This is a genomic window from Bordetella parapertussis (genome assembly GCF_020735925.1).
Classification (GTDB): domain Bacteria; phylum Pseudomonadota; class Gammaproteobacteria; order Burkholderiales; family Burkholderiaceae_B; genus Bordetella; species Bordetella pertussis.
In genome coordinates this window covers 4654118-4677938 of record NZ_CP085971.1, presented here as the reverse complement: position 1 = coordinate 4677938, position 23821 = coordinate 4654118, and the positions used below count along the sequence as shown (strand labels likewise).

Here is a 23821-nt window from a genome sequence, read left to right as displayed (position 1 = left end):
AAGAACCATCCAGCAGCACCGATATAACCCGTTGCACGAACTCACCAACAGGAGCAGCAGCATGATCGGTATCGAACACTTGAAGCGCCACGCCCGGCGGGGCATCCTGGCCGGCGCGGCCGCCATGGCCCTGGCCGCCGCGGGCGGCGCGGCCAACGCGGCGGAGAAAGTCACTTTCGCCTATGGCACCAACATTTCCCTGTCCAACGCGCCCACGCTGATGGCCATTGGCATGGGCTACTTCAAGGAAGCCGGCCTGGACGTGCAGGCCACGTTCTTCCAGGGCGCGGCGGTCATGCTGCCGCAGGTCACGCAGAAACACATCACTTTCGGCTGGATCACACCCGATCCCCTGGTCATCTCGAGCCAGCCCGGCCGCGACGCCCTGCCGGTGAAGATGTTCTACAACGGCATCTACCTGTCGCCGTTCGAGGTGGTCGTCACCAAGAACAGCCCGGCCCGCTCGCTGGCGGATCTCAAGGGCAAGAAGATCGGCGTGGGCGCCATGTCATGGGGCAACCTGGCGGTCACCAAGGCGATGATGAAGAAGCTGGGCCTGGAGCTGCAGCGCGACTACGAGTTCGTGCCGGTCGGGGTGGGCGCGACGGCCTTTCGCGCGCTGGCCGACGACAAGGTGCAGGCGCTGAATCTGTTCGACACCTTCCACGTGCAAATGGAGCAGATGGGCGCCGACCTGCGCCGCCTGCCGATGGACCAGAGCTACCGCGAACTGTTCTCCAGCGGCTGGATCGCCCACCAGGACACGCTGCGCGAGCGGCCCAAACTGGTGGTGGCCTTCGCGCGCGCGGCCGCCAAGGGCGTCGTGGCGTGCAACGCCAATCCGCAGGCCTGCGTGCAGAACTTCTGGAAGCTGTATCCGGCCACCAAGCCGGCCGACGGCACGGAAGAGAAGAAACTTGCCGACGCGGTGCAAATCCTGAAAGTGCGCCTGGCCACCATGCTGCCTGAGCAAGGTCCGCAGCAAATGGGCTACTACACCGAGCAATCCTGGCATGACTATGTCGATGTCCTGCACGAGGGAGGCCAGTTGAGCACCAAGGACGTGGACGTCAAGCCGCTCTATACCAACCAGTTCGTCAAGGACATCAACGACTTCGACGCCGCGGCCGTGGTGTCCGCCGCCAAGCAGCTCAAGTAGACGCAGGCTGGAACGCACATGACTTCCCTGAACCTATCCATGATCGAGGGCGGGCGGCCGGCGTCGCGGGCCGCCGCGGCCACCCTTGACGCCGTCGCCGGCGCCGGCGACGGCGCCGCGCTGCTGACGGCCAGCAACCTGAGCGTGGTCTACCGCACCAGCAAGGGTCCGATCACGGCCGTCGACAATCTGTCGCTGCAGCTGGGCGCGGGTGAATTCGTATCGGTGCTGGGCCCGTCCGGCTGCGGCAAGTCGACGCTCATCAAGGTGTTCAGCGGGCTGCTCAAGCCCTCCGGCGGCAAGGCGTTGCTCAACGGCACGCCCATCGACGAGCCGCGCGGCGACGTCGGCATCGTTTTCCAGCAGCCCACGCTGCTGCCCTGGAAGACGGTGCTGGACAACGTGCTGGTGCCCATCCGGGCGCTGGGCATGAACGTGGCCGACGGGCGCGCCAAGGCGATGGAGCTGCTGCGCCTGGTCGGGCTGGAGAAGTTCGCCAGCAACTACCCCAGCGAGCTGTCGGGCGGCATGCAGCAGCGCGTGGGCATCGCGCGCGGCCTGATCCACGATCCGGCGCTGCTGCTGATGGACGAGCCGTTCTCCGCCCTGGACACCATGACGCGCGACCGCATGAGCATCGAGCTGCAGCGGATCTGGATGGCCACGCGCAAGTCGGCCCTGTTCATCACGCACAGCATCGCCGAAGCGGTGTTCCTGTCGGACCGCATCGTCGTGATGTCGGCGCGGCCGGGCCGCATCATCCGCGAGGTGACGGTGAACCTGCCGCGCCCGCGCACGCTGGCCACGCTGACCGACCCCGAGTTCACCCGCCTGTGCGGCGAGCTGCGGGAGCTGTTCGACCAGTTGGTGCAATTCGATTAGCCGAGGCGCGCATGTCCAAGTCCGTCAAATCCTTCCTGTACCCCCTGATCACCGGGGTGGTACTGGTGATCCTGTGGTTCGCCAGCATCCGGATTTTCTCGGTGCCGAACTACCTGCTGCCCACGCCCGAGGCCGTGCTGAACGCGCTGCGGATCGGCTATGTCGAAGGCCAATACTGGCCGCACTTCCTGTTCACGCTGCAAAGCACCGTGTACGGCTACCTGATCGGCTGCGGGATGGCGCTGGTGGTGGGCACCGTGCTGGCCGAATCCGAAACCTTCGAGCAGTTCATCTACCCGTACATCATTGCCCTGCAATCGACCCCGAAAGTGGCCATCGCGCCGCTGCTGCTGGTGTGGTTCGGCTTCGGCATGGCGTCCAAGGTGGTGATGGTGGCGCTGATGAGCTTCTTCCCGATGTTCATCAATACCGTGGTCGGCATCCGGCAGGCCAATCCCGCCATGCTGGACCTGATGAAGGCCTTCAAGGCCTCGCGCAGCCACGTGTTCTTCCACGTCAAGCTGCCGGCCGCCTCGGGACACATCTTCGCCGGGCTGCAGATCTCGGTGGTGCTGAGCCTGATCGGCGCGGTGGTGTCGGAGTTCATTTCGTCCAGCCTGGGGCTGGGCTACCTGATCCAGTCCGCCTCGGTCAACATGGATGTGGCCACGATGTTCGCCTGCCTGTTCAGCCTGGTGGCGATCGGCCTGACCGGCACCAACCTGATCCGGTTCCTGCACCGCAAGCTGGTGTTCTGGGAACAATCGACCACCGCCACGGTACAGCCGGAATGAGGAGCAAGGAAAACACCATGGAATTCCACCAGTGCTATGCGCTCGATTATCACCGGGCGCGCGACAAGTTCCGCGCCGCGGCGGCCGCGGCCGGCGCAAGCCTGACGCAGTACCTGCACGAAGGCCAGACCGGGCCGGACGGCCGGCCCCTGCATACCGATGTCGCGCGCTTTGGCCGTGCCGACGCGCCGCGCCGGCTGCTGGCGATCAGCGGCACCCACGGGCTGGAGGGGTTTTTCGGCTCGGCCGCGCAGATCGGCTGGATGCTGGGCGACGGCCCGGCGTCGCTGGACCCCGACGTGGCGGTCATCATGGTGCACGCCATCAACCCGTGGGGGTTCGCGCACCTGAGCCGCACCACCGAGAACAATGTCGACCTGAACCGCAACTTCATCGACCACGGCCAGCCGCACCCCGCCAACCCGGATTACGCCATCCTGCATCCGCAGCTGCTGCGCGAGGACTGGAGCAGCGCCGCGGTGGCGGCCGCCCAGCAGGCCATGGAGGATTTCACGGCCCGCCACGGCGAAGACCGCCTGTACGACACCCTGGCGCGCGGCCAGTATTCGCATCCGGACGGCCTGAACTACGGCGGCACCGCGCGCGAATGGTCCAATCTGACGCTGGAGCGCATCGTGCGCGATCACCTGGCCGGTGCGCGCAAGGTGGCCCTGATCGACTGGCACACCGGCATCGGCGGGTATGGCGAACCGTTCTTCCTGTGCTTCAACGAGGAAGGCGGCCCCCTGCATGAACTGGCCGCGCGCTGGTGGGGCCGCGACCGCATCGTCGGCCAGCGCCCGCACGGCAAGGCGCGCCCCAACTACCAGGGGCTGCTGTTCCACGGCGTGCAGGCCTTGCTGGGCGATGTGCCCATGTGCGGCGCGGTCATCGAGTTCGGCACGCGCGGCTGGCACATGCGCCGGCTGCTGCGGCTGGACCTGTGGCTGAAATTCAAGGCCGACCCCGCCAGCGAGCGCTACGCAATGCTGCGCGCCGACCTGCTGGATTCGTTCTGCCCGTACGACCAGGTATGGCGCGAGGGCACGCTGCGCCATGCGCAGGAAATCACGCGTCAGGCGGTGGCGGGCCTGGCGGCCTGGAGCGAGGCATGACGGCCGCCACGGCCAACCTGGGCGCGCTGTTTTCGCCCGCGCGCGATCCCGCCGCCATTGCCCTGATCGACCTGGGCGGCGAGTCCGGGCCACGCGAATACACCTATGCCGAGCTCGATGCGCAGGCCGACGGCGTGGCGCGCGGCCTGCGCGCGCGCGGCCTGCCGGCCGGGGCGCGGGCGGCGATCCTGTCGGCCAACCGCATGGAGTTCCTGGCCGCCTACCTGGGCATCATGCGCGCCGGCCTGATCGCCGTGCCGGTGAACTACCGGCTGCCGCCGGACAGCATCGACTTCATCCTGCGCGACAGCGGCGCCGCGCTGGTCTTTTGCGATGGCCCGCGTCGCGATGCCTACACCGTCGCCTTGCCGAGCGTCGAATTCGGCGCCGGCGGCGCCGGCGGCTATGCGCGATTCCTCGACCCCGGCCCTTGCGAGGCGGCACGGCCCGCCGACGACCAGCCGGCGCTGTTTCTCTACACCTCGGGCTCGACCGGCCGCCCCAAGGGCGTGAAGATATCGCACGCCGGCTATCTGTGGACGGTGCGCCAGCGCACGGCAAGCACCGACTACGGCGGCCACTGCTTCCTGGTGGCCGCCCCGCTCTATCACATGAACGCGCTCAACACGATCAAGCTGGCGTTGGCGGGCCAGGGCCGGCTGGTACTGATGCCGCAGTTCTCGCCGGCCGGCTACCTGGACGCGATCGAGCGCTACCGCTGCACCTGGCTGACCGCCATTCCGACCATGATCGCGCTGCTGGCGCGCGAGACCGGCGCGCTGGCCGGCGCCGACCTGGCCAGCGTGACGATGGTGCGCCTGGGATCGGAGCCGCTGACGCAACGCATCGCCGACAGCGCGCGCGCCATGTTCCCGCGCGCGGCGTTCGGCAACGGCTACGGCGCGACCGAGACCGGCGCGCTGGTGTTCGGCCCGCATCCGCAAGGACTGGCGCAACCCGTGCTGTCGGTCGGTTATCCGCACCCGGCGGTGCAGCTGCGGCTGGCCGATGGCGCAGACCTCGACGCCGCCACCGGCGTGCTGCAGGTCCGCTCGCCGGCGCTGATGCTGGGCTACCACGGCCTGCCCGAACAGACGGCCGCGGCCATGACGCACGACGGTTTCTATATCACCGGCGACGTGATGCGGCGCAACGAGCACGGCTTCCATTACTTCATCGGCCGCGCCGACGACATGTTCGTGTGCGGCGGCGAAAACATCTACCCGGGCGAAGTCGAGAAGATGCTGGAGCGTCACCCCGCCATCGTGCAGGCGTGCATCGTCCCGCTGGCCGACCCGCTCAAGGGCATGAAGCCGGTCGCGCTGGTGGTGTCGCGCCCCGACGCGACGCTGTCCGAACAGGAGGTCAAGGACTATGCGCTGGCCCACGGTCCGGCCTACCAGCATCCGCGCGCGGTGCGCTTCGTCGATGAAATGCCGATCAGCAGCACTGGCAAGGTCAACCGCAAGGCGGCGGCCCTGCTGGCGGCCGAACTGATCGCGGCCGTCCCCCCTTTGACGCAGGGCGGCCACGCCCTGCGCCGATGAGCAAGCAACCCACCCATCTCAACCAGAGTAAGGAAAATCCATGAAGGCAGTTGTCATTCACGGTCACGGCGGTCCGGAAGTCTTGCAATACGACACCGCATTTCCCGATCCGAAGGCGGGCGAAGGCGACGTGATCCTGCGCGTCAAGGCAACGTCGATCAACTATCACGATGTATTTACCCGGCGGGGGATGCCAGGCATCAAGTTGGACTTTCCGGTCATCATGGGGCTGGACGTGGCCGGCGAAATCGTCGAGGTCGGCCCGGGCGTGCAGGGCTGGAAGGCCGGCGACCGCGTGCTGGTCGACCCGATCAACCGGGCCGAGGGCGGCCTGATGGGCGAGACCGTGCACGGCGGCCTGGCCGAACTGTGCAAGGCGCGCGAGCACCAGCTGATCCGCATTCCGGACGGCGTCAGCTACGAGCAGGCGGCCGCGCTGCCGGTGGCTTTCGGCACGGCCTATCGGATGATGAACACCATCGGCCAGGTGCAGGCCGGCGAAAAGGTGCTGGTGCTGGGCGCCAGCGGCGGCGTGGGCGTGGGTTGCGTGATGCTGGCCAAGATCGCCGGCGCGCAGGTGATCGCCTGCGCCAGCAGCGAAGCCAAGATGCAGCGGCTGCGCGAACTGGGCGCCGACCACGTCATCAACTACGCCGACACCGATTTCGCCAAGGCGATCTATGAGCTCTACGGCAAGCCGCATCGCCGCAAGTTCGACGGCGGCGTCGACGTGGCGGTGAACTTCACCGGCGGCAATACCTGGGTCAAGTCGATGCGCTGCCTGCGGCGCGGCGGCCGCCTGCTGACCTGCGGCGCGACCGCCGGCTACGATCCGCAGACCGACCTGCGCTTCATCTGGACCTTCGAGCTGAACATCCGCGGCTCCAACGGCTGGATGCGCGAAGACCTGGACGCCCTGCTCGGCCTGGTGCAGTCGGGCAAGATGCAGGTGCCGATCGACCGCGTGCTGAGCCTGCAGGATGCCGGCGAGGCGCTGCGCCTGATCGAGGACCGCGAAGTCATGGGCAAGGTCGTGGTCACGCCCTGACCCTCGAGCGGCGGGCCGCGCGGCGCCCGCCGCCGGCCCGTCCGGCGCCCGGCCAGGAGTTATTACAATGACAATCCGCTTGCCCTCACTGATCGAGGCCGGGTCCGCCACCGCGATGCGCGCCGGCGCAGGCATCCGCTGCCCATGACGACAACAATGTACAAAACAACCACTGAACCGGCCGAGAAAGGCCGGCGCGCCTTCTCGCAAGTGCTGGAGAAGCTGCGCGAGATGGTGATCTCCTATGAAATCAAGCCCGGCGAACGCCTCAACGAGGTGGCCCTGGCCGAACGCCTGGGCGTCAGCCGCACCCCGGTCAGGGAAGCGCTGCATTTCCTGGCGCGCGACGGCTTCCTGGCCGAGGCCGGGCGCGGCTATGTACGCCGCCCGCTCAACCTCAAGGAAATGATCGACCTGTACGAAACCCGCGAAGTGCTGGAAGTGGCATGCCTGCAACTGGCCGCCGGGCGCGCCACCCCGCAACGGCTCGATGCGCTGGAAGCCTTCCTGGCCGAAAGCCGCGCCAAGTCGCCCGACCTGCCGGTCACCGAGCTCGTCAGCCTCGACGAGACGTTCCACCACATGCTGGCCGAGATGTCCGGCAACCATGAGCTGCAGCGGATCCTGCACAACGTCAACGAACGCATCCGCTTCATCCGCTGGATCAACATGGAACGCATCGGCCGCGACAAGACCCAGGCCGAACACGCCGCCATCCTCGCCGCGTTGCGCGCCGGCGACATCGGCACCGCGCAGCAGAACCTGCGCAGCCATATCTCCAAGCGCACCGAACAGATCAAGGAATGCATCGCGCAGGGACTGGCGCGCATCTACCTCGACGACGACGAAACCTCGCCAGGCGCCTGAAGCCGGGCCGTTCAGGCCCCGAACAGCCAGCGCAGGCTGAGCGAACCCGTGTGCTCGCGGTTGCCGCCGCCATACTGGCCGATATAGGCCAGCCCGATCGCGGCCGAGCGCGACAGCGCCAGCTCGGCGCCCAGGCCGGCCAGCACCGCGTCGCGCGCGATGGGCGCACCGGTGGCCGCCAGGGCGTTGCCGCCATCGAGCACCAGCGTGGCCTGCGGATCGACATCGCCGAAAGCGCGGCGCCAGCCCAGGGTCAGGCGCAGCTTGCCCGGCGCCGGCCCCAGCATGTAGCCGGCCTCGCCGCGCACGCCCAGGGTCGTCGTGGTCTGCGTCAGCCGGCTCGGGCCCGCGCTGATCGCCGCCCAGCCGCCGGATTCGACAAAGGCGCGCGTCCGCACGTCACGCCAGGCCAGCGCCGCGAACGGCTCGATCTGCACCCGCGCCGACGCGCGCCACCGATAGCCCAGTTCGCCGAAGGCCTGGAAGGTGCTGCCATGGGTATCCGCCGTCAGGGGCTGCGACGTGCCGGCCCAGTGGAAATGGCGCCTGGTGTCCATGTCGTGCCAGGTATAGGCCGCGCCCGCCACGGCGTTGAAATCGCCCGCGCCGGCGGCCACGGTACGGGCGCCATACAGGGCCAGGCTGTAGCTGTTCACGTGCCCCTTGGCGTGCAGGTCGTCGACGCGGGCCGTGCTGCGCGTCAGGCCCAGCACGCCGCCCAGGCGCAATCCGGCGCCCAGCGCGTGCTCGCTGCCCGCATACACGCCGGTCGTGCGCTGCTTGACGCGCGCCACGCCTGGCCCGCCTTCGAGCACCTGCCAATTGCCGGCGGCGGCCATCCAGGTGGGATGGGCGGCGCTGGCAGCATCCTGGCGCGCCTGCGCCCAGGCCGGCGCCGCAAGCGCCAGGGTCCCCGCCACGCCCAGCAGCGAGGACACGCCGCGGCGCATGGCGACGGCAGTCATCGAAAGAAGGGGAAAATCACCGGGGCCCCGCCGGGACCGGTCCAGACAAACTACGGGGTGCAACGACATCTTGGCGACGCTTCTTCCAGGACTACCCCGGCGCTTGCACGATCGCCAGGCCATGTGATGCCGCGCCACGCCAGCCTCGAGCGAGGCCGGTGATCCGCATGCCGCGGCGCGCAAGCGCGTAAGTATAGATAAATAATCGGGCCGGGTTGATGACGCTGCCATGGCGGGAACAACAGGCGGCCGGCGCCGCCTGGGGCTTGCTCGACGGCGAGATCGATCACCGGGACGTGGTGCTGACCCGCGCCGAACGCGAGGCCAACGGCAAGATGGTGAGCTGCTGCTCGCGCGCCGCCGGCAAGGGCAGGCGCATCGTGCTGGAGCTGTAGGCCGCGCCTAGCCGCCGGCCGGCTGGCCGGCTTCGGCGGGCAGGCGCTCCATCAGGGCGGCGCCGTAGCCCGCCACGTCGCGGCGGATCGCCGCGACGGCCGCTTCCACATCGTGCCGGCGCAGCGCCTCGATCAGCGGCAGATGCGGATGCGCGTCGTACAGATGGGCAAACGGCTTCTGGTACAGGTAGGTCAGCGAAGGGCCGGTCTGCGCCCACAGCCCCTCGATAATGGCCACCAGGTCCGGCATGCCGGACGCGTTGTACAGCGTGAAGTGGAACTCGTAGTTGGTCTTGAGCACACCCTCGCGCTGCTCGCTGTTCTTGTAGCGGACCATTTCGCGGTGCAGGCGCTCCAGCGTCTTGATCTCGGCATCCGAAATGCGCGGCGTGGCCCGTTCGGTGGCCAGCACTTCCAGCGTCAGGCGGATATCGCGCAGCTCCTGCAGCTTCTCGCGCGTGGGCGCCGGCACGCTGACGGACTTGCCGCGCGACATGGCCAGCGCGCGCTCGGACACCAGTTGCAGCAAGGCCTCGCGCACCGGCGTCTGGCTCACGCCCAGGCGTTCGGTCAGCATGCGCAGCGTGAGGATCTCGCCAGGCTTGAGCTCGCCCATCATCAGCAGCTGCTTGAGCTGGCGATAGATGACGGCGGCAATGTTTTCGCGCGCCATGGGCGCGAGCGGCATGTTCATGGAAGGTGGAATCGGCGCAAAAAGGGGGCGGTTGGCCGATGTTGCCATATTCCACGGCAACCCGCTATACTTTATAAAATATAAATTACTAAATAGCCGCGACGGCGCGGCCATCATTCAGGACGAGGCCTCATGAGCACCCTACCCAAGCCCCTTTCCGCCCCGGGGTTCACGCTGGACGGCACCGTGGCCCACGCAATCGTGCGTGCGCTGGCGCGCCACGGCGTGGACACCCTGTTCGGGCAAAGCCTGCCCAGCCTGCTGCATCTGGCGGCCGAACAAGCCGGCATGCGCCAGGTCGCCTACCGCACCGAAAACGCCGGGGGCTACATGGCCGACGCCTACGCCCGCGTCAGCGGCAAGCCGGCCATCGTGACCGCCCAGAACGGCCCGGCCGCCACCCTGCTGGTGGCCCCGCTGGCCGAGGCCATGAAAGTCTCGGTGCCGGTGATCGCGCTGGTGCAGGACGTCAACCGCGACCAGACCGACCGCAACGCCTTCCAGGAACTCGACCACATCGCGCTGTTCCAGCCGGTCACCAAATGGGTGCGCCGCGTCACCGAAGCCTCGCGCATCGAAGACTACGTCGACCAGGCCTTCGCCGCCGCCTGCAGCGGCCGCCCCGGCCCGGTCGCCCTGCTGCTGCCGGCCGACCTGCTGGCCGCCGCCGCTCCCGCGCCGGCCCTGCCGCGCCGGCCCTGCCGCGCAACAATTCGCTGGGCCACTTCCCGCTGGACCGCAGCGTCGCCGCGCCGCAGGCCATCGCCCGCGCCGCCAGCCTGCTGGCGCAGGCGCAGCGCCCGGTCGTCGTCGCCGGCGGCGGGGTGCACATCTCCGACGCCAGCGCCGCCATGGCGGCGCTGCAGGAAACCGCCCACCTGCCGGTCGCCACCACGGTCATGGGCAAAGGCGCGGTCGACGAGCGCCACCCGCTGTCGATCGGCGTGGTCGGCAGCAACATGGGCCCCAACGGCCCCACGCGCTTCCAGCGCCGCCTGATCGCCGAGGCCGACGTGGTGCTGCTGGTGGGCAACCGCACCAACCAGAACGGCACCGACTCCTGGCAGCTCTATCCGAAAAATGCCCAGTACATCCACATCGACGTGGATGGCCTGGAAGTGGGCCGCAACTACGAAGCGCTGCGCCTGGTCGGCGACGCGCGCCTGACGCTGGAAGCCCTGACCGCCGCCCTGGCCGGCCAGGACCTGGCCGCGCGCCGCCAGGCCCGCGCCGGCGTCGAGCAGGCCATCGCGCTGGGCCACGAAAAGCATCTGGAAGACTCGGCGGCGGTGCGCCTGTCGGACGCCTCGCCGATCCGGCCCGAACGCATCATGCACGAACTGCAGCAACAGCTCGACGAGCAGTCCATCGTCGTGGCCGACGCCAGCTATTCGTCGATCTGGATCACGCACTTCCTGACGGCGCTGCGCCCGGGCATGCGCTTTCTGACCCCGCGCGGCCTGGCCGGGCTGGGCTGGGGCTTTCCCATGGCCATGGGCGCCAAGCTGGCCAATCCAGCGGCCGAGGTCTACGCCCTGGTGGGCGACGGCGGCTTCGGCCACGTCTGGTCCGAACTGGAGACCGCCGCGCGCATGGGCGTGAAAGTCACGCTCATCGTCATCAACAACGGCATCCTGGGCTTCCAGAAGCACGCCGAGAACGTCAAGTTCGGCGCCCATACCTCGGCCGTGGCCTTCGCGCCGGTGGACCACACCGCCATCGCGCGCGCCTGCGGCTGCACCGGCATCCGCGTCGAGGACCCGGCCCAGCTGGCCGACGCGCTGGCGCAGGCCCGCGCCGCCTCGGGCTCGGCGCTGATCGAAGTCATCTGCGACGAAAACGCCTTCCCGCCCATCACCTTCTTCACGCCCGACGCCGGGGTGCAGGCATGAGCGCGCCCCGCATCGCCGTCGTCACCGGCGCCGGCCGCGGCATCGGCCTGGCCAGCGCGCGCGCCCTGCTCGCCGCGGGCAACCATGTCGTGACCATCGATCGCGGCGCCATCGATACGCAGGCGCTGTTCGGCGCGCAGCACGACCGCGTCACCGCCGCCAGCGCCGACGTACAGGACATGCCCGCCCTGCAGGCGCTGAAGACGCGCATCGAGGCCGAGCTGGGTCCGGTGTCCATCCTGGTCAACAATGCCGGCGTCTCGCCCAAGCGTCCCGACGGCCGCTCGTCGGGCATCCTCGAAGTCAGCGAGGAGGAATGGGCGCAGGTATTGGGCATCAACCTGACCTGCGTAATGCGCCTGTGCCAGCTGTTCCTGCCGGCCATGCGCGACCAGGGCTACGGCCGCATCGTCAACGTCGCCTCGCTGGCCGGGCGCGCCCGATCCATCGTGGCGGGCCCCAGCTACATGGCTTCCAAGGCGGGGGTCATCGGCCTGACCCGCGCCATCGCCTCGGAGATGGGCCCCTACGGCATCACCGCCAACTGCGTGGCGCCCGGCCGCATCCTGACCGAAATGGCGCAGCAGGCCGGCCCCGAGGTGAACCAGCGCTACGCGGAGCAGATCCCGGTGCGCCGCCTGGGCACGCCCGAGGAGGTCGGCGCGTCGATCGCCTTCCTGTGCAGCCCGGACGCCGGCTTCGTCAACGGCGCCATCATCGACATCAACGGCGGCTTCTACATGCCCTGAGGCATGTTCAAGCCAACACGACACGGACTTCCCTAGGAGGAGCAATGAAAAGCATAAGCAAGTACCTGGCCGCCACCCTGGCCAGCCTGGGCCTGGCCGCCGGCGCGGCCGCGACCGATTTCCCGAAGAACGAAGTGCGCCTGGTGGTGAACTACGGCGCGGGCGGCAATACCGACGTGGCCTCGCGCGCCCTGGCCAAGGGCATGGAAAAGCCGCTGGGCAAGCCGGTGATCGTCGAGAACAAGCCCGGGGCGCTGGACACCATCGGCCCCGGCTATGTCGCCCGCCAGGCTCCCGACGGCTACACGGTCGGCGTGGTCACCTACTCCACGCAGGCCATCATGCCGCACCTGATGAAACTGCCCTACACCATGGACGACTTCGATTTCGTCGCCGGCGTGGGCCGCTACCGCTACGGCATCACCGTACGCGCCGACTCGCCGTACAAGACGCTGCAGGACCTGGTCGAGGCCGCGAAGAAAACCAACGGCGTGTTCTTCGGCGCGCCGTCCTCGCCCAACAACCTGGCGCTGCTGGAACTGGGCCGCCTGACCGGCGGCAAGTTCGAGCAGGTGTCGTACAAGTCCGGCAGCGAAACCGTGACCGCGCTGCTGGGCGGGCAGGTCGACGTGATCGTGCAGAACCCCTCCGACGTGCTGCCGCACATCCGCGACGGCAAGCTGCGCATGATCGCCTCGGCCAGCCCGATGCGCTGGCCCGAGCTGCCCGAGGTGCCGACCATCAAGGAAAGCGGCTGGCCGGTGCAGATCGATTCCTGGATCGGCCTGGCCACGCCGCGCGGCACGCCGGCCGACGTGCTGGCCAAGCTGCAGCAGGCGGCCCTGGCGGCGGTGGCCGATCCCGTCACGCGCGATTCGTTCGAGAAACTGGGGGTGGATCCCGCCTCGCTCAAGGGCTCCGAGTACGCCGAGCTGCTGAAGCAGGGCCACGAAGAAATGGGCCGCATGATCCGCGACGCCAATCTGCCGCGCATCAACTGACCGGCCACGGCGCTGGCGCCCGCCGGGCGCTGGCGCTACGATCAAGGCATGTCAATCTGCCCGCGCGCGCGGGCGCAAGGAGATTGCCATGTCACTGATCGTCGCCGCCCGCTTCGACACGTTTCCCGACGTCGAAAACGCCGCCCAGCGGCTGTTCTCCGAGGGCTTCACCAAACAGGACGTCCACGTCTTCTACGTCAACAGCGCCGGCGAGCACAGCCGCTATGCCTACGGCGGAGACCGGCGCTCCGACCCCGACTCCGGCAGGGCCGACATGGGCGCCATTCTCGGCGCCGCCCTGTTCGGCCTGGCCTTCGCGATTGCCGGCGGCTTCATCGTCGCCGGCCTGAACGAATCGACCATCGCCATGCTGGCGGCCGCCGGCGTGGGCGCCTATATCGGCTCGCTGTTCGGCGCGCTGTGGATCACCGGACACCTGGCGCGCAAGCGCGGCGAGGCCGCCCCCGTGGATCACCCCGAAGTGCGGCCAGCCGGCCTGCTGCTGGCGCTGCACACCGACCCCACGCGCGAGACCCTGGCCTGCCAGGTGCTGCGCGCGGCCAACGGCCATGACGTGGAACACGCCGAAGGCGTGTGGCGCGACAACCGCTGGCAGGACTTCGATCCGCTCAAGCCGCCGCAGCGCGAACCGTAACGCGCGCTCAGAGCGCCGTGGCCAGGGTGTGGCGCAGGTACAGCTCGCGCAGCGCAGCGCACACCGGCCCCGGCCGTCCGTCGGCCACCGGCTCGCCGTCGACGGCGATGACCGGCAGCACGAAGTGCAGCGCCGAAGTCAGGATGACTTCGCGCGCCTGGCGGCATTCGTCCAGCGTGAACGGGCGCTCGACCATCGCCATGTCGCGCTCGCGCGCCAGCTCCAGCACGGCCGCGCGCGTACAGCCGGGCAGGATGTCCTGCGACAGCGGACGCACCACGATCGCGCCGGCCGCGTTGACCAGCAGCACGCTCGACGACGAGCCTTCGGTCACCACGCCCTGCGCGTCCACCATCACCGCCTCGAAGGCGCCGCGCGCCTGCGCGGCCTGCTTGGCCAGCACCTGGGCCAGCAGCGACACGCTCTTGATGTCGCGGCGCTGCCAGCGCAGGTCGGGCACGGTGGCCACCTGCACGCCGCTTTGCGCCAGCGGATTGACCCGCAGGTCTTTCTCGCTGGTGAACAGCATGACGGTCGGTTCGACGCCGGACGGAAACGCGAAATCGCGCCTGGCGTCGGCGCCGCGCGTCACCTGCACGTAGACCGACCCTTCGCGCAGTCCGGCGCGGCTGACCAGCTCGCGGCATACGGCCAGCAGGCGCTCGCGCGGCAGCGGGTTGGCGATCCCGATCTCGCCCAGGCTGCGCGCCAGACGGGCGGCATGCCGCTCGAACTCGAGCAGCATGCCATCGATGACCGCCATGACCTCGTAGACGCCGTCGCCGAACAGGAACCCCCGGTCCATGGCCGGGACGCGCGCCTGCTCGGCAGGCACGAAACTGCCGTTGATGTAGAAAAGGGAAGACATGCGGCTACCGCCTGAGTATTGGATAACGGTTAATGGCTGATGATGCGCGAGAGGAATTCGCGCGAACGCGGCGACGCGGCGCTGCCGAAGAACTCGGCCGACGCAACGTCGTCGATGATCTCGCCGGCTTCCATGAAGACGATGCGGTCGGCCACCCGGCGCGCGAATCCCATTTCGTGGGTGACCACCATCATGGTCATGCCGTCGCGCGCCAGGCCGGTCATGACATCGAGCACTTCGCCGATCATTTCCGGGTCGAGCGCGGAGGTCGGCTCGTCGAACAGCATGACCACCGGGTCCATCGCCAGGGCGCGCGCGATCGCCACGCGCTGCTGCTGGCCGCCGGACAATTGCCCGGGATGCTTGTCGCGGTGCGCGGCCACCCCCACGCGCTCGAGCAGCGCATCCGCCTTGGCCCGCGCCTGGGCGCGGCTGCGTCCCAGCACGCTCATCTGGCCCAGGCAGACGTTCTCCAATACGCTCAGGTGCGGAAACAGCTCGAAATGCTGGAACACCATGCCCACGCGCGCACGCAGCGCTGGCAGGTCGGTGCCCGGCGCGCCCACATCGGTGCCATCGACCACGATGCGGCCGGACTCGAACGGTTCGAGCCGATTGACGCACTTGATCAGCGTCGACTTGCCCGAGCCGGACGGGCCGCACACCACCACCACCTCGCCGCGCGCCACGGCGAGCGAGCAATCCTTGAGCACCGGCAGATCGCCGTAGCACTTGCCGAGCCGTTCGATTTCTATCATGGACAACCACTCCATCTGGATACGCCCGTCCTCAGGCGCCCAGGCGCGCGCGCAGGGCGCGCACCCCGCGCGAGGCGGTAAAGGAAAGCACGAAGAACACCACAGCCACCAGCACGTACATCTCGACCAGGCGGTTGTCGCGCTGCGCGATCTTGGTGGCCGCGCCCAGGAAGTCGGGCAGCGACAGCACGTACACCAGCGCCGTTTCCTGGAAAATGACGATCACCTGGGTCAGCAGCACCGGCAGCATATTGCGCACGGCCTGCGGTAGGATCACCTTGCGCAGCACCTGGCCGTGCGTCAGGCCCAGGGCGCTGCCGGCGGCGTACTGGCCCGGCCCCACGCTGCCGATACCGGCGCGGATGATCTCCGAGAAGTACGCGGCCTCGAACAGGATGAAGGTCACGAAGGCCGAACCGGTGGCGCCCAGCACGATGGGCCGCTCGGCCTGGGTGATCCACTGCAGCAGATAGGGCAGGATGAAATAGATCAGGAAAATCACCAGCACCAGCGGCAGCGAGCGGAACAGGTTCACGTAGATGGCGGCCAGCCACGCCACCCAGCGCCGGCCGTACAGGCGCGCGATGGCCAGCAGCGCGCCCAGCACCACCCCGCCGGCCGCCGAAGACAGGGTCAGCAGCAGGCTGAAGCGCAAGCCGGTGAGAAACAGGTACGGCAACGCGTCGATGATGGCCTGATAGTCGAAGCTGCTCATGCCCTTCCCCCCTTGGCCGCCTGCGCGCGGCGCGGCGACTGCCCGGGGATGCTCACCCAGCGCTCCAGCGCGCGCATCGCCACGATCACGATCAGGTTCAGCGCCAGGTAGGCCACGGTCGCGGTCAGGAAGGCCTCGAAAACCTGGAACGAGTACTCCTGCATGGCATGCGCCTGCGCGGTCAGGTCGGCCAGGCCGATGGTCAGCGCCACCGAGGTATTCTTGATGGTGTTCAGGCAATCGGACGTCATGGTCGGCAGCACCATGCGCAAGGCATTGGGCAGCAGCACATGGCGGTACAGCTGCGGCAGGGTCAGGCCCAGCGCCAGGCCGGCCTGGCGCTGGCCCGGCGGCAACGCCTCGATGCCGGCGCGCAACTGCTCGCCGATGCGCGCCGACATATACACCCCGATGGACAGCGCCGCCGTATAGAACGACCCCTCAGGCAGCTGCTTGATCCAGTCGCCCAACGCCTTGGGCAACAGCTCGGGCAGCACGAAATACCAGAGGAACATCTGGACAATCAGCGGGATGTTGCGAAACACCTCCACGTAGACGGCCGCCAGCCGCTTGACGAGCGAGTACGGCAGGGTGCGCGCCACGCCGACGGCGATGCCCAGGCCCAGCGCCAGCGCCCAGGCCAGCGCGGCGGTCTGCACCGTGACCGCCAGGCCATCGAGCAGCGTCTGCAGATAGGTCTGCCCGCCATCCGGGGAAAGGGCGAACAGCACGCCCCAGTTCCATTGATATCCCATGGTGATTCTCTGTATTCAGGCCGCATGCGGCCGCCGGCCCTCGCGGGGCCGGCGCCGCGCCGGCATGGCGGCCTTGCTTCTTCTTACTTGTAGGCGGCCGGATCGCCCGAGTCGGTCGGCGTGGCGACCACGCGCTTGAGCACCTCGCTCATTGCCACGTTCAGGTTGATGCCCTTGGGCGGCAACGGGCTCTGGTACCAGCGCTTGTACAAGGCCTCGAAATCGCCGCTGGCATACAGCGACTTGATGGTGTCGTCGACCAGGGCCTTGAACTGGGGATCGTCGCGGCGCAGCATGATGGCGTACGGTTCGATCGACAGCGAGTCGCCGGACACCTGATAGCGGTCCGGCTCCTTGGCGTTGGCGGCCAGGCCGTAGAGCAGGATGTCGTCCATGATGAATGCGGCGGCGCGGCCGGTCTCGACCATCAGGAAGCCTTCGGCGTGCTCCTTGACCGGCACCACCTTCATGCCCAGGCTGCGCGCCTCGTTGATCTCATTGGCCTGGCGGATATTGGCCGTGCCCGAGGTCGAGGCCACCGTCTTGCCCTTGAGGTCGTCGATGGTCTTCAGGTTGGCGGATTTCAGGCTGATGAAGCGGTTGCCGGTCACGAAGGTCGTCACCGAGAAAGCCACCTGCTTCTGGCGGTCCAGCGTATTGGACGTCGAGGCGCACTCCAGGTCGATGGTGCCGTTGCCCATCAGCGGAATGCGCGTGGCCGAGGTCACCGGCAGGTACTTGACCTGGATATCGTCGCGCTTGATGCGCGTCTTCACCGCGTCGACGATGCGCGTGCAGATGTCGATCGAATAGCCCACCGGCTTCTGGTTGGCGTCATAGTACGAGAACGGGATCGAAGTCTCGCGGTGCCCGATGGTGATGACGCCGGTATCGGAGATTTTCTTCAGGGTTCCGTCGAGGTCGGCCGCATGGGCCTGGCCGGCGGCCGCCGCGCCGATGGCCAGCGCTGCCGTCAGCGCATTGAGAAGGCGTTTCATGGTGGTGTCTCCTATAAGGGCTGTTGTTATGGACTGCGATGCCGGCCGCGCCGGCGATCAGGCGCTAGCCGCGCCCGAACTGGTCGAACACGCGCTCCACGGCTTCCTGCGCCGGCCCGTGGCGTCGCGCGTACATACAGATTTCCATTGGAATGGCGCAGCGCCGGTCCGCCACCGCGACGATCTCGCCGTGCTCCACGGCCGCACGGGCGCTGGAATCGGGCAGCCACGCCAGCCCCACGCCGGCGCGCACCAGGTCGCGCGCGCCGTCGACGAAATCGGTCTCGCACACCCGCTGCAGGACGGCGCGCTGCAGCAGCGGCCCGCACGACAGCTCGATCAGGCGCCGGAAATAGGCGCCCTGCGCATACGACACATAGGGATAGCGCGCCTGCGGCGCCTCGCACGCCAGCTCGGCCTCGTCCAGCGCCGTGCCCGTCGGGCGATACAGGCGCAAGACATCGGCCTCGACGCCTGCCCGCATATAACTCTGCGCATCGAGCTGGATGTCCTCCACGGCATGGCGAAAGCACACCAGCAGGTCCACCACGCCGGCGGCCAGCCATTCGACCGAGTCATGCACATTGCCCACGTGCAGGCGCAGCGACTCCGCGCCGCCAACCTGCTGCCAGCGCGCGCACCAGGCGGGAAAGCGCGAGGTCGCCAGGCAATGCGGCATGGCCACGCGCAACACCATGCTGTCGCGCCCGCTTCGCCGCGCGCGTCGATCACCTTGCGCACGATCTCGGCGGCGGCCGAGCGGAACTGCTCGCCCGCCGCCGTCAGGCGTGTCGGGAAGCAGCCCCGGTCGATCAGAGGCGTGCCGACCCAGGTCTCCAGCGACTGGATGCGCCGGCTGAAGGCCGACTGCGACACATGGCGCAGCTCGGCAGCCGTCGTGAACTGGCCGCATTCGGCCAGGGTCAGAAAATCCTGGAACCAACGTAGATCCATCACCATCACCGCGTAATCGGAAGCGCCGAATGCAGGGCAGTATAGGGATGGGTGCCTGGCCGGTTATGCGAAATCTGCATAACGCGGCGATTTGCAGGGTTACTCCTTAGGCGGATCGCCGTTGATCGTCGAACGGCCCAGCTCTCCCGCCGCGGCCAGCAGGGCCAGCGCGCGGGTGCGCAGCTGGGCGGCATACAGCACGTGGCGCTGCCGGGCCAACAGCCAGTCGGATTGCGCGCGCAGCAGCTCCGCAACGCCGCCCACCCCCGCCTCGTAGCGGCGCAGGTCCGACTCGTAGGCAGCCCGCGCGGCCTTCAGCCAGCGCAAGCTGGCCTCATGGCTGGCGCGCGCAGCCCGCAGATCGGCATAGGCGCGCGCCACGGCCGCGCCGGTCGCCAGGCGGGCCTGGTCGAGCAGAGCCTCCTGGCGCTGCACTTCGGCGCGCGCGCCCTGGATCCGATGTCTCCGGGCAAATCCGTCGAACAGCGGAATCCGCAGGTTCAGACTGGCGGACACGCTGCGCGACGAACCGGCGAACACCGAGACGTTCTCGCTACTGTTGCGATAATGGCCCAGCGAAAGATCCACCGTCGGCATATCCGTGGCCCGCGCCACATCGACCTGGGCGGTGGCCGCTGCCAGGCCCGCCTGCGCCGCCTTGATCGCGGGATGACGCTGCCGGGCGTCCCGCAGCCATTGGGCCAGCTCCCGATCTTCGATCCGTTGCGGCGCCAGCGGCCCCGGCGCCAGGACGATCGGCGTGGCCGGATCGACGCCCAGGACCTGCGCCAGGCCCGCCAGCGCGCGTGCCTGCGCGCCTTCGGCCTGCGCCTGCGCCAGGCGCGCGCGCTCCAGGGCAGCCTGCGCATGCAGCACATCGCCGTGGCTGTCCAGGCCTGCGCGCGCGCGGCGTGCCGCGACGCTGGCCGAACGCCGGGCGATCTCCGTGTCTTCCACCGCAGTGCGCAGTGCCTGCCGCGCCGTGGCCGCCTCGTAATAGGCGCCGGCCACTTCGGCCAGCTTGTCCTGCAGCACCGCGCCGTAGGCCTGCGCGGCCTCGTCCAGTTGCGCCCGTGCCGCCCGCAGGGCGGCCGAACGGGCGCCCGAGTCGAACAGGCGCCAGGCCAGCGTTGCCGCCATCACATTGTTGCGAACCCCGTCCTCGCCCAGCCCCGTGCTGCGCCGCTGCGCCGAACGCCCGGCGCTCAACGCGACGCTGGGATAATAGGGCGCACGCGCCAGCCCGACCTCGGCCGACCGCGCCTTGATCCGCGCCCAACCCTGGCGCAAGGCCGGGCTGTGGCACAGCGCCAGGTCGACCGCCTCGAGCAAGGCCAGGTCGTCGAGCCGATCGGCCGGCGGCGGACAAGGCCACGAGACGGCAGGCGCCGCCTGCCCCTCGAACGCGGGCGGCGTTGCCAGGCCATCGCGCGCCCGCGCCCCGTCCCCCACGCTCAGCGCGAACCCGGCCCATAACGCCAGGATCAGGCCCCGACCACGCCACCTGACCTGCACTGCGGCCATGCTAGCGCTCCCCCAGGCTTTCGCCGGCATGCCGCGCCACCGGGCTGAGCAGATACTCGATGAGGCGCCGCGAGCCGGTCCGGATATCGGCCTGCACCGCCATGCCTTCCTTGAGCCGCTGTGGCTGGCCATCCACCTCCAAGGTCGCTTGCGCCAGCGCGATCGTCACGCGGTACGAGTGCTGCTGCCGGTCGTCGACCACGGTATCCGGAGACACATGCAACACCGTGCCTTCGAGCGTGCCGTACTTCGTATAGTCGTAGGCGCCGACCTTGACGCTGGCGGACGCGCCCGCCCTGACAAAGCCGATGTCCTTGCTGTCGAGTTGAGCCTGCACCTGAATGCCGGCGCCGCTGGGCACCACCATCATCAAGGGCTGGGTCGCGGCCACCGCCGTTCCCTCGATCAGCGCAACCAGCTGCTGCACGACGCCATCGACAGGCGCGGTCAGCACCAACCGGCTGCGCTGGGCACTCGTGCGCGCGATCTCCTGCTCGGCCTGCGCAGCCAGCTTGCGCGCCAGGACCAGCGTCTCGAACGCCTGGCGTCGCGTCTGGGTCTGCAGCGCGGCGCGCTGCGCCTCGCTCTGGCGCAACCGGCCTTCCAGGGTCGTACGCGCCTGTTCTTTTTCCAGGTAGGCCTGCTGCGATACGTCGCCGTCGCGCCGCAGGCCACGATGAGCATGGGCGATCTGCGTCACCAGCCCAAGCTCGCGCCGATAGGCGGCGATTGCCGCCTCGATGGAGCGCAATTGCGCCTGATAGTCGGCATACTGGCTGTCCAGATATGACTGGGCCGCCATCATGCCGGGATCGGCAGGCAGCTCGGCCAATACCGGCGCGCGCCCGGTATCCAGCGCCCGGATCATGGCGCGGGAGCGGGCCTCGTCCTGGCGCGCCTGCGCAGCCTGGACACGCCATTTGCGTTCTTCCGCGTCCGTCACGCCCGCGTCGAGCCGCAGCAGCACGTCGCCGGCGGCCACGCGGCTATTGTCGGCGACCAGCACGCGCGCAACGCGGCCGGTGTCGGACGCCGCGATGATCTTGCTCTGGCCCACCGGCACCACCTTGCCGGCTGCATGCACGACGATCTCGGTCTTGCCCACTACCGACCAGACCAGCGCGCCCGCCGCCAGCGCCATCAGTATGCGCGCCAGCCAACGGGCCGTGGGCGATATCGGACGCTCCTGCAGCGACAACGCGGAAGGCAGGAACTCGGTCTCCACCGGATCGAACCAGCCTGCCGGGCGTCGATGGCGCTGACGCCAGCTGGCCGCCAGCACCCGGCCATGGCGGACCGCGAGTTCGCGCAGTGCGCGTCTCATCCCGCCTCCCCTGCCTGCAGCGCCTGCAGGCGCGCGTACAGGCCGCCGGCGGCCAGCAGCGTTTCGTGGCTGCCGCACTCGGCCACCTCGCCGCCCTCCATCACGACGATGCGATCGGCACAGCGCACGGCGGAGAGCCGGTGGGCGATGATGATCACGGTGCGGCCGTCGCAGATATCGCGCATATTGCGCTGGATGATGTGCTCCGACTCGTAGTCCAGCGCGCTGGTGGCCTCGTCCAGGATCAGCACGCGCGGGCGATGGATCAGCGCGCGGGCGATGCCGATGCGCTGGCGCTGGCCGCCCGACAATCCCACGCCGTTCTCGCCCAGCATGGTGTCGTAGCCTTCAGGCAACTGGCAGATGAACTCGTGCGCTCCCGCCAGCCGCGCCGCCGCCACCACTTCGTGCATGCTCGCGCCGGGGCGGGTCAGCGCAATGTTGTCGCGTACGCTGCGGTTGAACAGCGTGCTTTCCTGCAGCACAACGCCCAGCTGGCGCCGCAGCGAAGCGCTGTCCACGATGCCGATGTCATGGCCGTCGATCAGCACCCGGCCGCGGTCGGCGACGAACATGCGCTGTATCAGCCGAGTCAGCGTACTCTTGCCCGACCCGGAACGCCCTACCACACCCACCACTTCGCCCGGCGCAATGCGCAGGCTGACATTGCTCAGCGCATCGGCGGCGTCCGGCCGATAGCGAAACGATACCCGGTCCAGCTCGATGGAACCGCGCAGCGCCGGCAATTGCGCCTTGTCGCCGGCCACCTCGGTACGGCAGTTCAGGATGTCGCCCAGACGCTGCATCGAAACGCCGGTCTGCTGGAAATCGTTCCACAGCTGCGCCAACCGGATCACGGGTTGCGTCACATGGCCGGACAGCATGTTGAAGGCCACCAGTTCACCCACGGTCATGCGCTGCGCGACCACCTCGGTGGCGCCCACCCACAGGACTCCCAGCGCAACCAGCCGGCTGATCAGCGTCACGCCGGTGTTGGCCAGCATGGCGACGTTAGCCACCGACAGGCCGGCCACGACGTAGCCGGCAAGCTGTCGGTCCCAGTGCCGCTGCCACTGCGGCTCGACCGCCAGCGACTTGACGGTATCGATGCCGCTGACGGTCTCCACCAGGAAGGCCTGGTTCTCGGCGCCACGGTTGAACTTGACATCCAGGCGGCGGCGCAGCACCGGCGTCAGCACCAGCGACAGAAGAAAATAGCAAGGCAGCGCCGCCAGCACGACCAGCGTCAGCTTCACACTGTAGAAGAACATGACGGCGATGAACACGACGGAAAACACCACATCGAGCAGCACCGTCACGGCATTGCCGGTAAGAAAGGCGCGGATGTTTTCCAGTTCGCGCACGCGGGCCACCGAGTCGCCCACCCGGCGCGCCTGGAAGTACGCCAGCGGCAAGCGCAGCAGATGCGCGTAAAGGCGCGCGCCCAGCTCCACATCCAGCTTGCTGCTGGTATGCGCGAACAGGTAAGTACGTATGCCGGTCAACAGGGCCTCGAACAGGATGGCCGCCAGGAACCCCACTGCGATGACATTGAGCGTTTCCATGGCGTTGTTGACCAGCACTTTGTCCATGACCACCTGGAAGAACAAGGGCGTCAACAGGGCAATGAACTGCAGCACCAACGAAATCAGCAGCACCTCGCCGATGAGATGGCGATGCTTGACCAGCGCCGGAATGAACCAGCTGAAGTCAAAGCGCGCCAGGGCCTGCGTCGGGCTGGCCGCGCAAGCACAAAGCAGCAGCTCTCCCGCCCACAGCGCCTCGAACTCGGCCTGCCCCAGGCGCGCGGGCGCCTGGCCCGGACGCTGGATGAGTACGGCCTGGTCCGCGCCGGACTCGAAGCGGGCAAGAACAAAGTAGCCGCCCTGCCGATCCAGCGCGATGGCCGGCAGCGGCGCGCGTGGCAGCCGCGCTGGCGCGGGTCGGTGCCGCCGCACTTTCAGGCCGACCCGGCGCGCCGCCAGCTGTATCGTCTCGCCACAGAATGCCTGCTCGGCGAACTCATGCCGCAACTGCTCGGGATCGGCTGCCAATCCGTGATAGCGAGCCAGCATGACCAGGCAGAGCAACCCGGAATCGGGTACGCTGGCGCATTGCGCCACGGGCGACGTCATGGGAAATACCTCGGGGAAAAAACGCAA

Annotated in this window: 21 protein-coding genes and 2 pseudogenes; 12 read left to right on the top strand and 11 right to left on the bottom strand. The window is 68.6% G+C overall.

All coding sequences use genetic code 11. From position 1 onward, the window contains the following. Nucleotides 1-61: 61 nt before the first annotated feature. From LK409_RS22140 to LK409_RS22110, 7 genes are all read left to right on the top strand, one after another. A complete protein-coding gene (locus tag LK409_RS22140; RefSeq protein ID WP_010927421.1) occupies nt 62-1159 on the top strand; it encodes an ABC transporter substrate-binding protein in 1098 nt (365 codons plus the stop codon). A gap of 18 nt (nt 1160-1177) precedes the next feature. Beyond that, on the top strand, nt 1178-2041 hold the full coding sequence (locus LK409_RS22135) for an ABC transporter ATP-binding protein (RefSeq protein WP_010927420.1): 864 nt from the start codon (nt 1178-1180) through the stop codon (nt 2039-2041). An 11-nt stretch (nt 2042-2052) separates the two neighbouring features. Beyond that, a complete protein-coding gene (locus LK409_RS22130; protein WP_010927419.1) occupies nt 2053-2835 on the top strand; it encodes an ABC transporter permease in 783 nt (260 codons plus the stop codon). After that, nucleotides 2832-3950, top strand: coding sequence for a M14 family metallopeptidase (locus LK409_RS22125; RefSeq protein ID WP_010927418.1), 1119 nt, complete (start codon nt 2832-2834; stop codon nt 3948-3950). Before LK409_RS22130 ends, LK409_RS22125 begins: the two co-directional genes overlap by 4 nt. After that, nucleotides 3947-5497, top strand: a complete 1551-nt coding sequence (locus tag LK409_RS22120; RefSeq protein ID WP_010927417.1) for a class I adenylate-forming enzyme family protein — start codon at nt 3947-3949, stop codon at nt 5495-5497. Before LK409_RS22125 ends, LK409_RS22120 begins: the two co-directional genes overlap by 4 nt. A 40-nt stretch (nt 5498-5537) precedes the next feature. Continuing rightward, nucleotides 5538-6545, top strand: a complete 1008-nt coding sequence (locus tag LK409_RS22115; protein ID WP_010927416.1) for a zinc-binding dehydrogenase — start codon at nt 5538-5540, stop codon at nt 6543-6545. A gap of 144 nt (nt 6546-6689) precedes the next feature. Then, a complete protein-coding gene (locus LK409_RS22110) occupies nt 6690-7412 on the top strand; it encodes a GntR family transcriptional regulator (RefSeq protein ID WP_010925773.1) in 723 nt (240 codons plus the stop codon). A gap of 11 nt (nt 7413-7423) precedes the next feature. Here LK409_RS22110 and LK409_RS22105 read toward each other — a convergent pair whose 3' ends face one another. Further along, nucleotides 7424-8446, bottom strand: a complete 1023-nt coding sequence (locus LK409_RS22105; protein ID WP_010927415.1) for an autotransporter outer membrane beta-barrel domain-containing protein — start codon at nt 8444-8446, stop codon at nt 7424-7426. 149 nt (nt 8447-8595) lie between these two features. Between LK409_RS22105 and LK409_RS22100 the strand changes: the two genes are divergently transcribed. Next, nucleotides 8596-8772: a hypothetical protein gene (locus LK409_RS22100; RefSeq protein WP_010927414.1), complete on the top strand. Its 177-nt coding sequence runs from the start codon at nt 8596-8598 to the stop codon at nt 8770-8772. A gap of 7 nt (nt 8773-8779) precedes the next feature. Here LK409_RS22100 and LK409_RS22095 read toward each other — a convergent pair whose 3' ends face one another. Further along, nucleotides 8780-9514: a GntR family transcriptional regulator gene (locus LK409_RS22095; RefSeq protein WP_003818987.1), complete on the bottom strand. Its 735-nt coding sequence runs from the start codon at nt 9512-9514 to the stop codon at nt 8780-8782. 84 nt (nt 9515-9598) lie between these two features. Between LK409_RS22095 and LK409_RS22085 the strand changes: the two are divergent. From LK409_RS22085 to LK409_RS22070, 4 genes and pseudogenes are all read left to right on the top strand, one after another. Further along, nucleotides 9599-11358, top strand: a pseudogene (locus tag LK409_RS22085) (acetolactate synthase catalytic subunit). Continuing rightward, nucleotides 11355-12107: an SDR family oxidoreductase gene (locus tag LK409_RS22080; RefSeq protein ID WP_003807508.1), complete on the top strand. Its 753-nt coding sequence runs from the start codon at nt 11355-11357 to the stop codon at nt 12105-12107. Before LK409_RS22085 ends, LK409_RS22080 begins: the two are co-directional and overlap by 4 nt. Nucleotides 12108-12151: 44 nt before the next feature. Then, entirely contained in the window at nt 12152-13108 is a 957-nt protein-coding gene (locus LK409_RS22075) for a tripartite tricarboxylate transporter substrate binding protein (RefSeq protein ID WP_010927412.1), read from the top strand. 88 nt (nt 13109-13196) lie between these two features. Further along, a complete protein-coding gene (locus LK409_RS22070; protein WP_010927411.1) occupies nt 13197-13763 on the top strand; it encodes a hypothetical protein in 567 nt (188 codons plus the stop codon). A 7-nt stretch (nt 13764-13770) separates the two neighbouring features. Here the strand turns inward: LK409_RS22070 and LK409_RS22065 are convergent, their stop codons facing one another. From LK409_RS22065 to cyaB, 9 genes and pseudogenes are all read right to left on the bottom strand, one after another. Next, nucleotides 13771-14631 (bottom strand): D-amino acid aminotransferase, encoded by an 861-nt coding sequence (locus LK409_RS22065; RefSeq protein ID WP_003807501.1) that lies wholly within the window; start codon nt 14629-14631, stop codon nt 13771-13773. Between the two features lie 29 nt (nt 14632-14660). Next, nucleotides 14661-15404: an amino acid ABC transporter ATP-binding protein gene (locus LK409_RS22060; protein WP_003807500.1), complete on the bottom strand. Its 744-nt coding sequence runs from the start codon at nt 15402-15404 to the stop codon at nt 14661-14663. Between the two features lie 16 nt (nt 15405-15420). Next, nucleotides 15421-16104 (bottom strand): amino acid ABC transporter permease, encoded by a 684-nt coding sequence (locus tag LK409_RS22055; protein WP_010927410.1) that lies wholly within the window; start codon nt 16102-16104, stop codon nt 15421-15423. Beyond that, nucleotides 16101-16859, bottom strand: a complete 759-nt coding sequence (locus LK409_RS22050; RefSeq protein WP_010927409.1) for an amino acid ABC transporter permease — start codon at nt 16857-16859, stop codon at nt 16101-16103. The genes LK409_RS22055 and LK409_RS22050 overlap by 4 nt, the downstream gene beginning before the upstream one ends. Before the next feature lie 83 nt (nt 16860-16942). After that, nucleotides 16943-17857 carry an amino acid ABC transporter substrate-binding protein gene (locus tag LK409_RS22045; protein ID WP_003807491.1) on the bottom strand — a complete coding sequence of 305 codons (915 nt, stop codon included), beginning with the start codon at nt 17855-17857 and terminating at the stop codon, nt 16943-16945. A gap of 64 nt (nt 17858-17921) precedes the next feature. Continuing rightward, a pseudogene (locus LK409_RS22040) lies at nt 17922-18820 on the bottom strand (LysR family transcriptional regulator). 90 nt (nt 18821-18910) lie between these two features. Beyond that, a complete protein-coding gene (cyaE, locus tag LK409_RS22030) occupies nt 18911-20335 on the bottom strand; it encodes a cyclolysin secretion protein CyaE (RefSeq protein ID WP_010927408.1) in 1425 nt (474 codons plus the stop codon). A gap of 1 nt (nt 20336) precedes the next feature. After that, the gene (gene cyaD, locus LK409_RS22025; RefSeq protein ID WP_010927407.1) at nt 20337-21659 is read right to left on the bottom strand and encodes a cyclolysin T1SS periplasmic adaptor subunit CyaD; all 1323 of its coding nucleotides are present in this window, start codon (nt 21657-21659) and stop codon (nt 20337-20339) included. Next, on the bottom strand, nt 21656-23794 hold the full coding sequence (cyaB, locus tag LK409_RS22020; RefSeq protein ID WP_041937340.1) for a cyclolysin T1SS permease/ATPase CyaB: 2139 nt from the start codon (nt 23792-23794) through the stop codon (nt 21656-21658). Before cyaB ends, cyaD begins: the two co-directional genes overlap by 4 nt. Between the last annotated feature and the right edge of the window lie 27 nt (nt 23795-23821).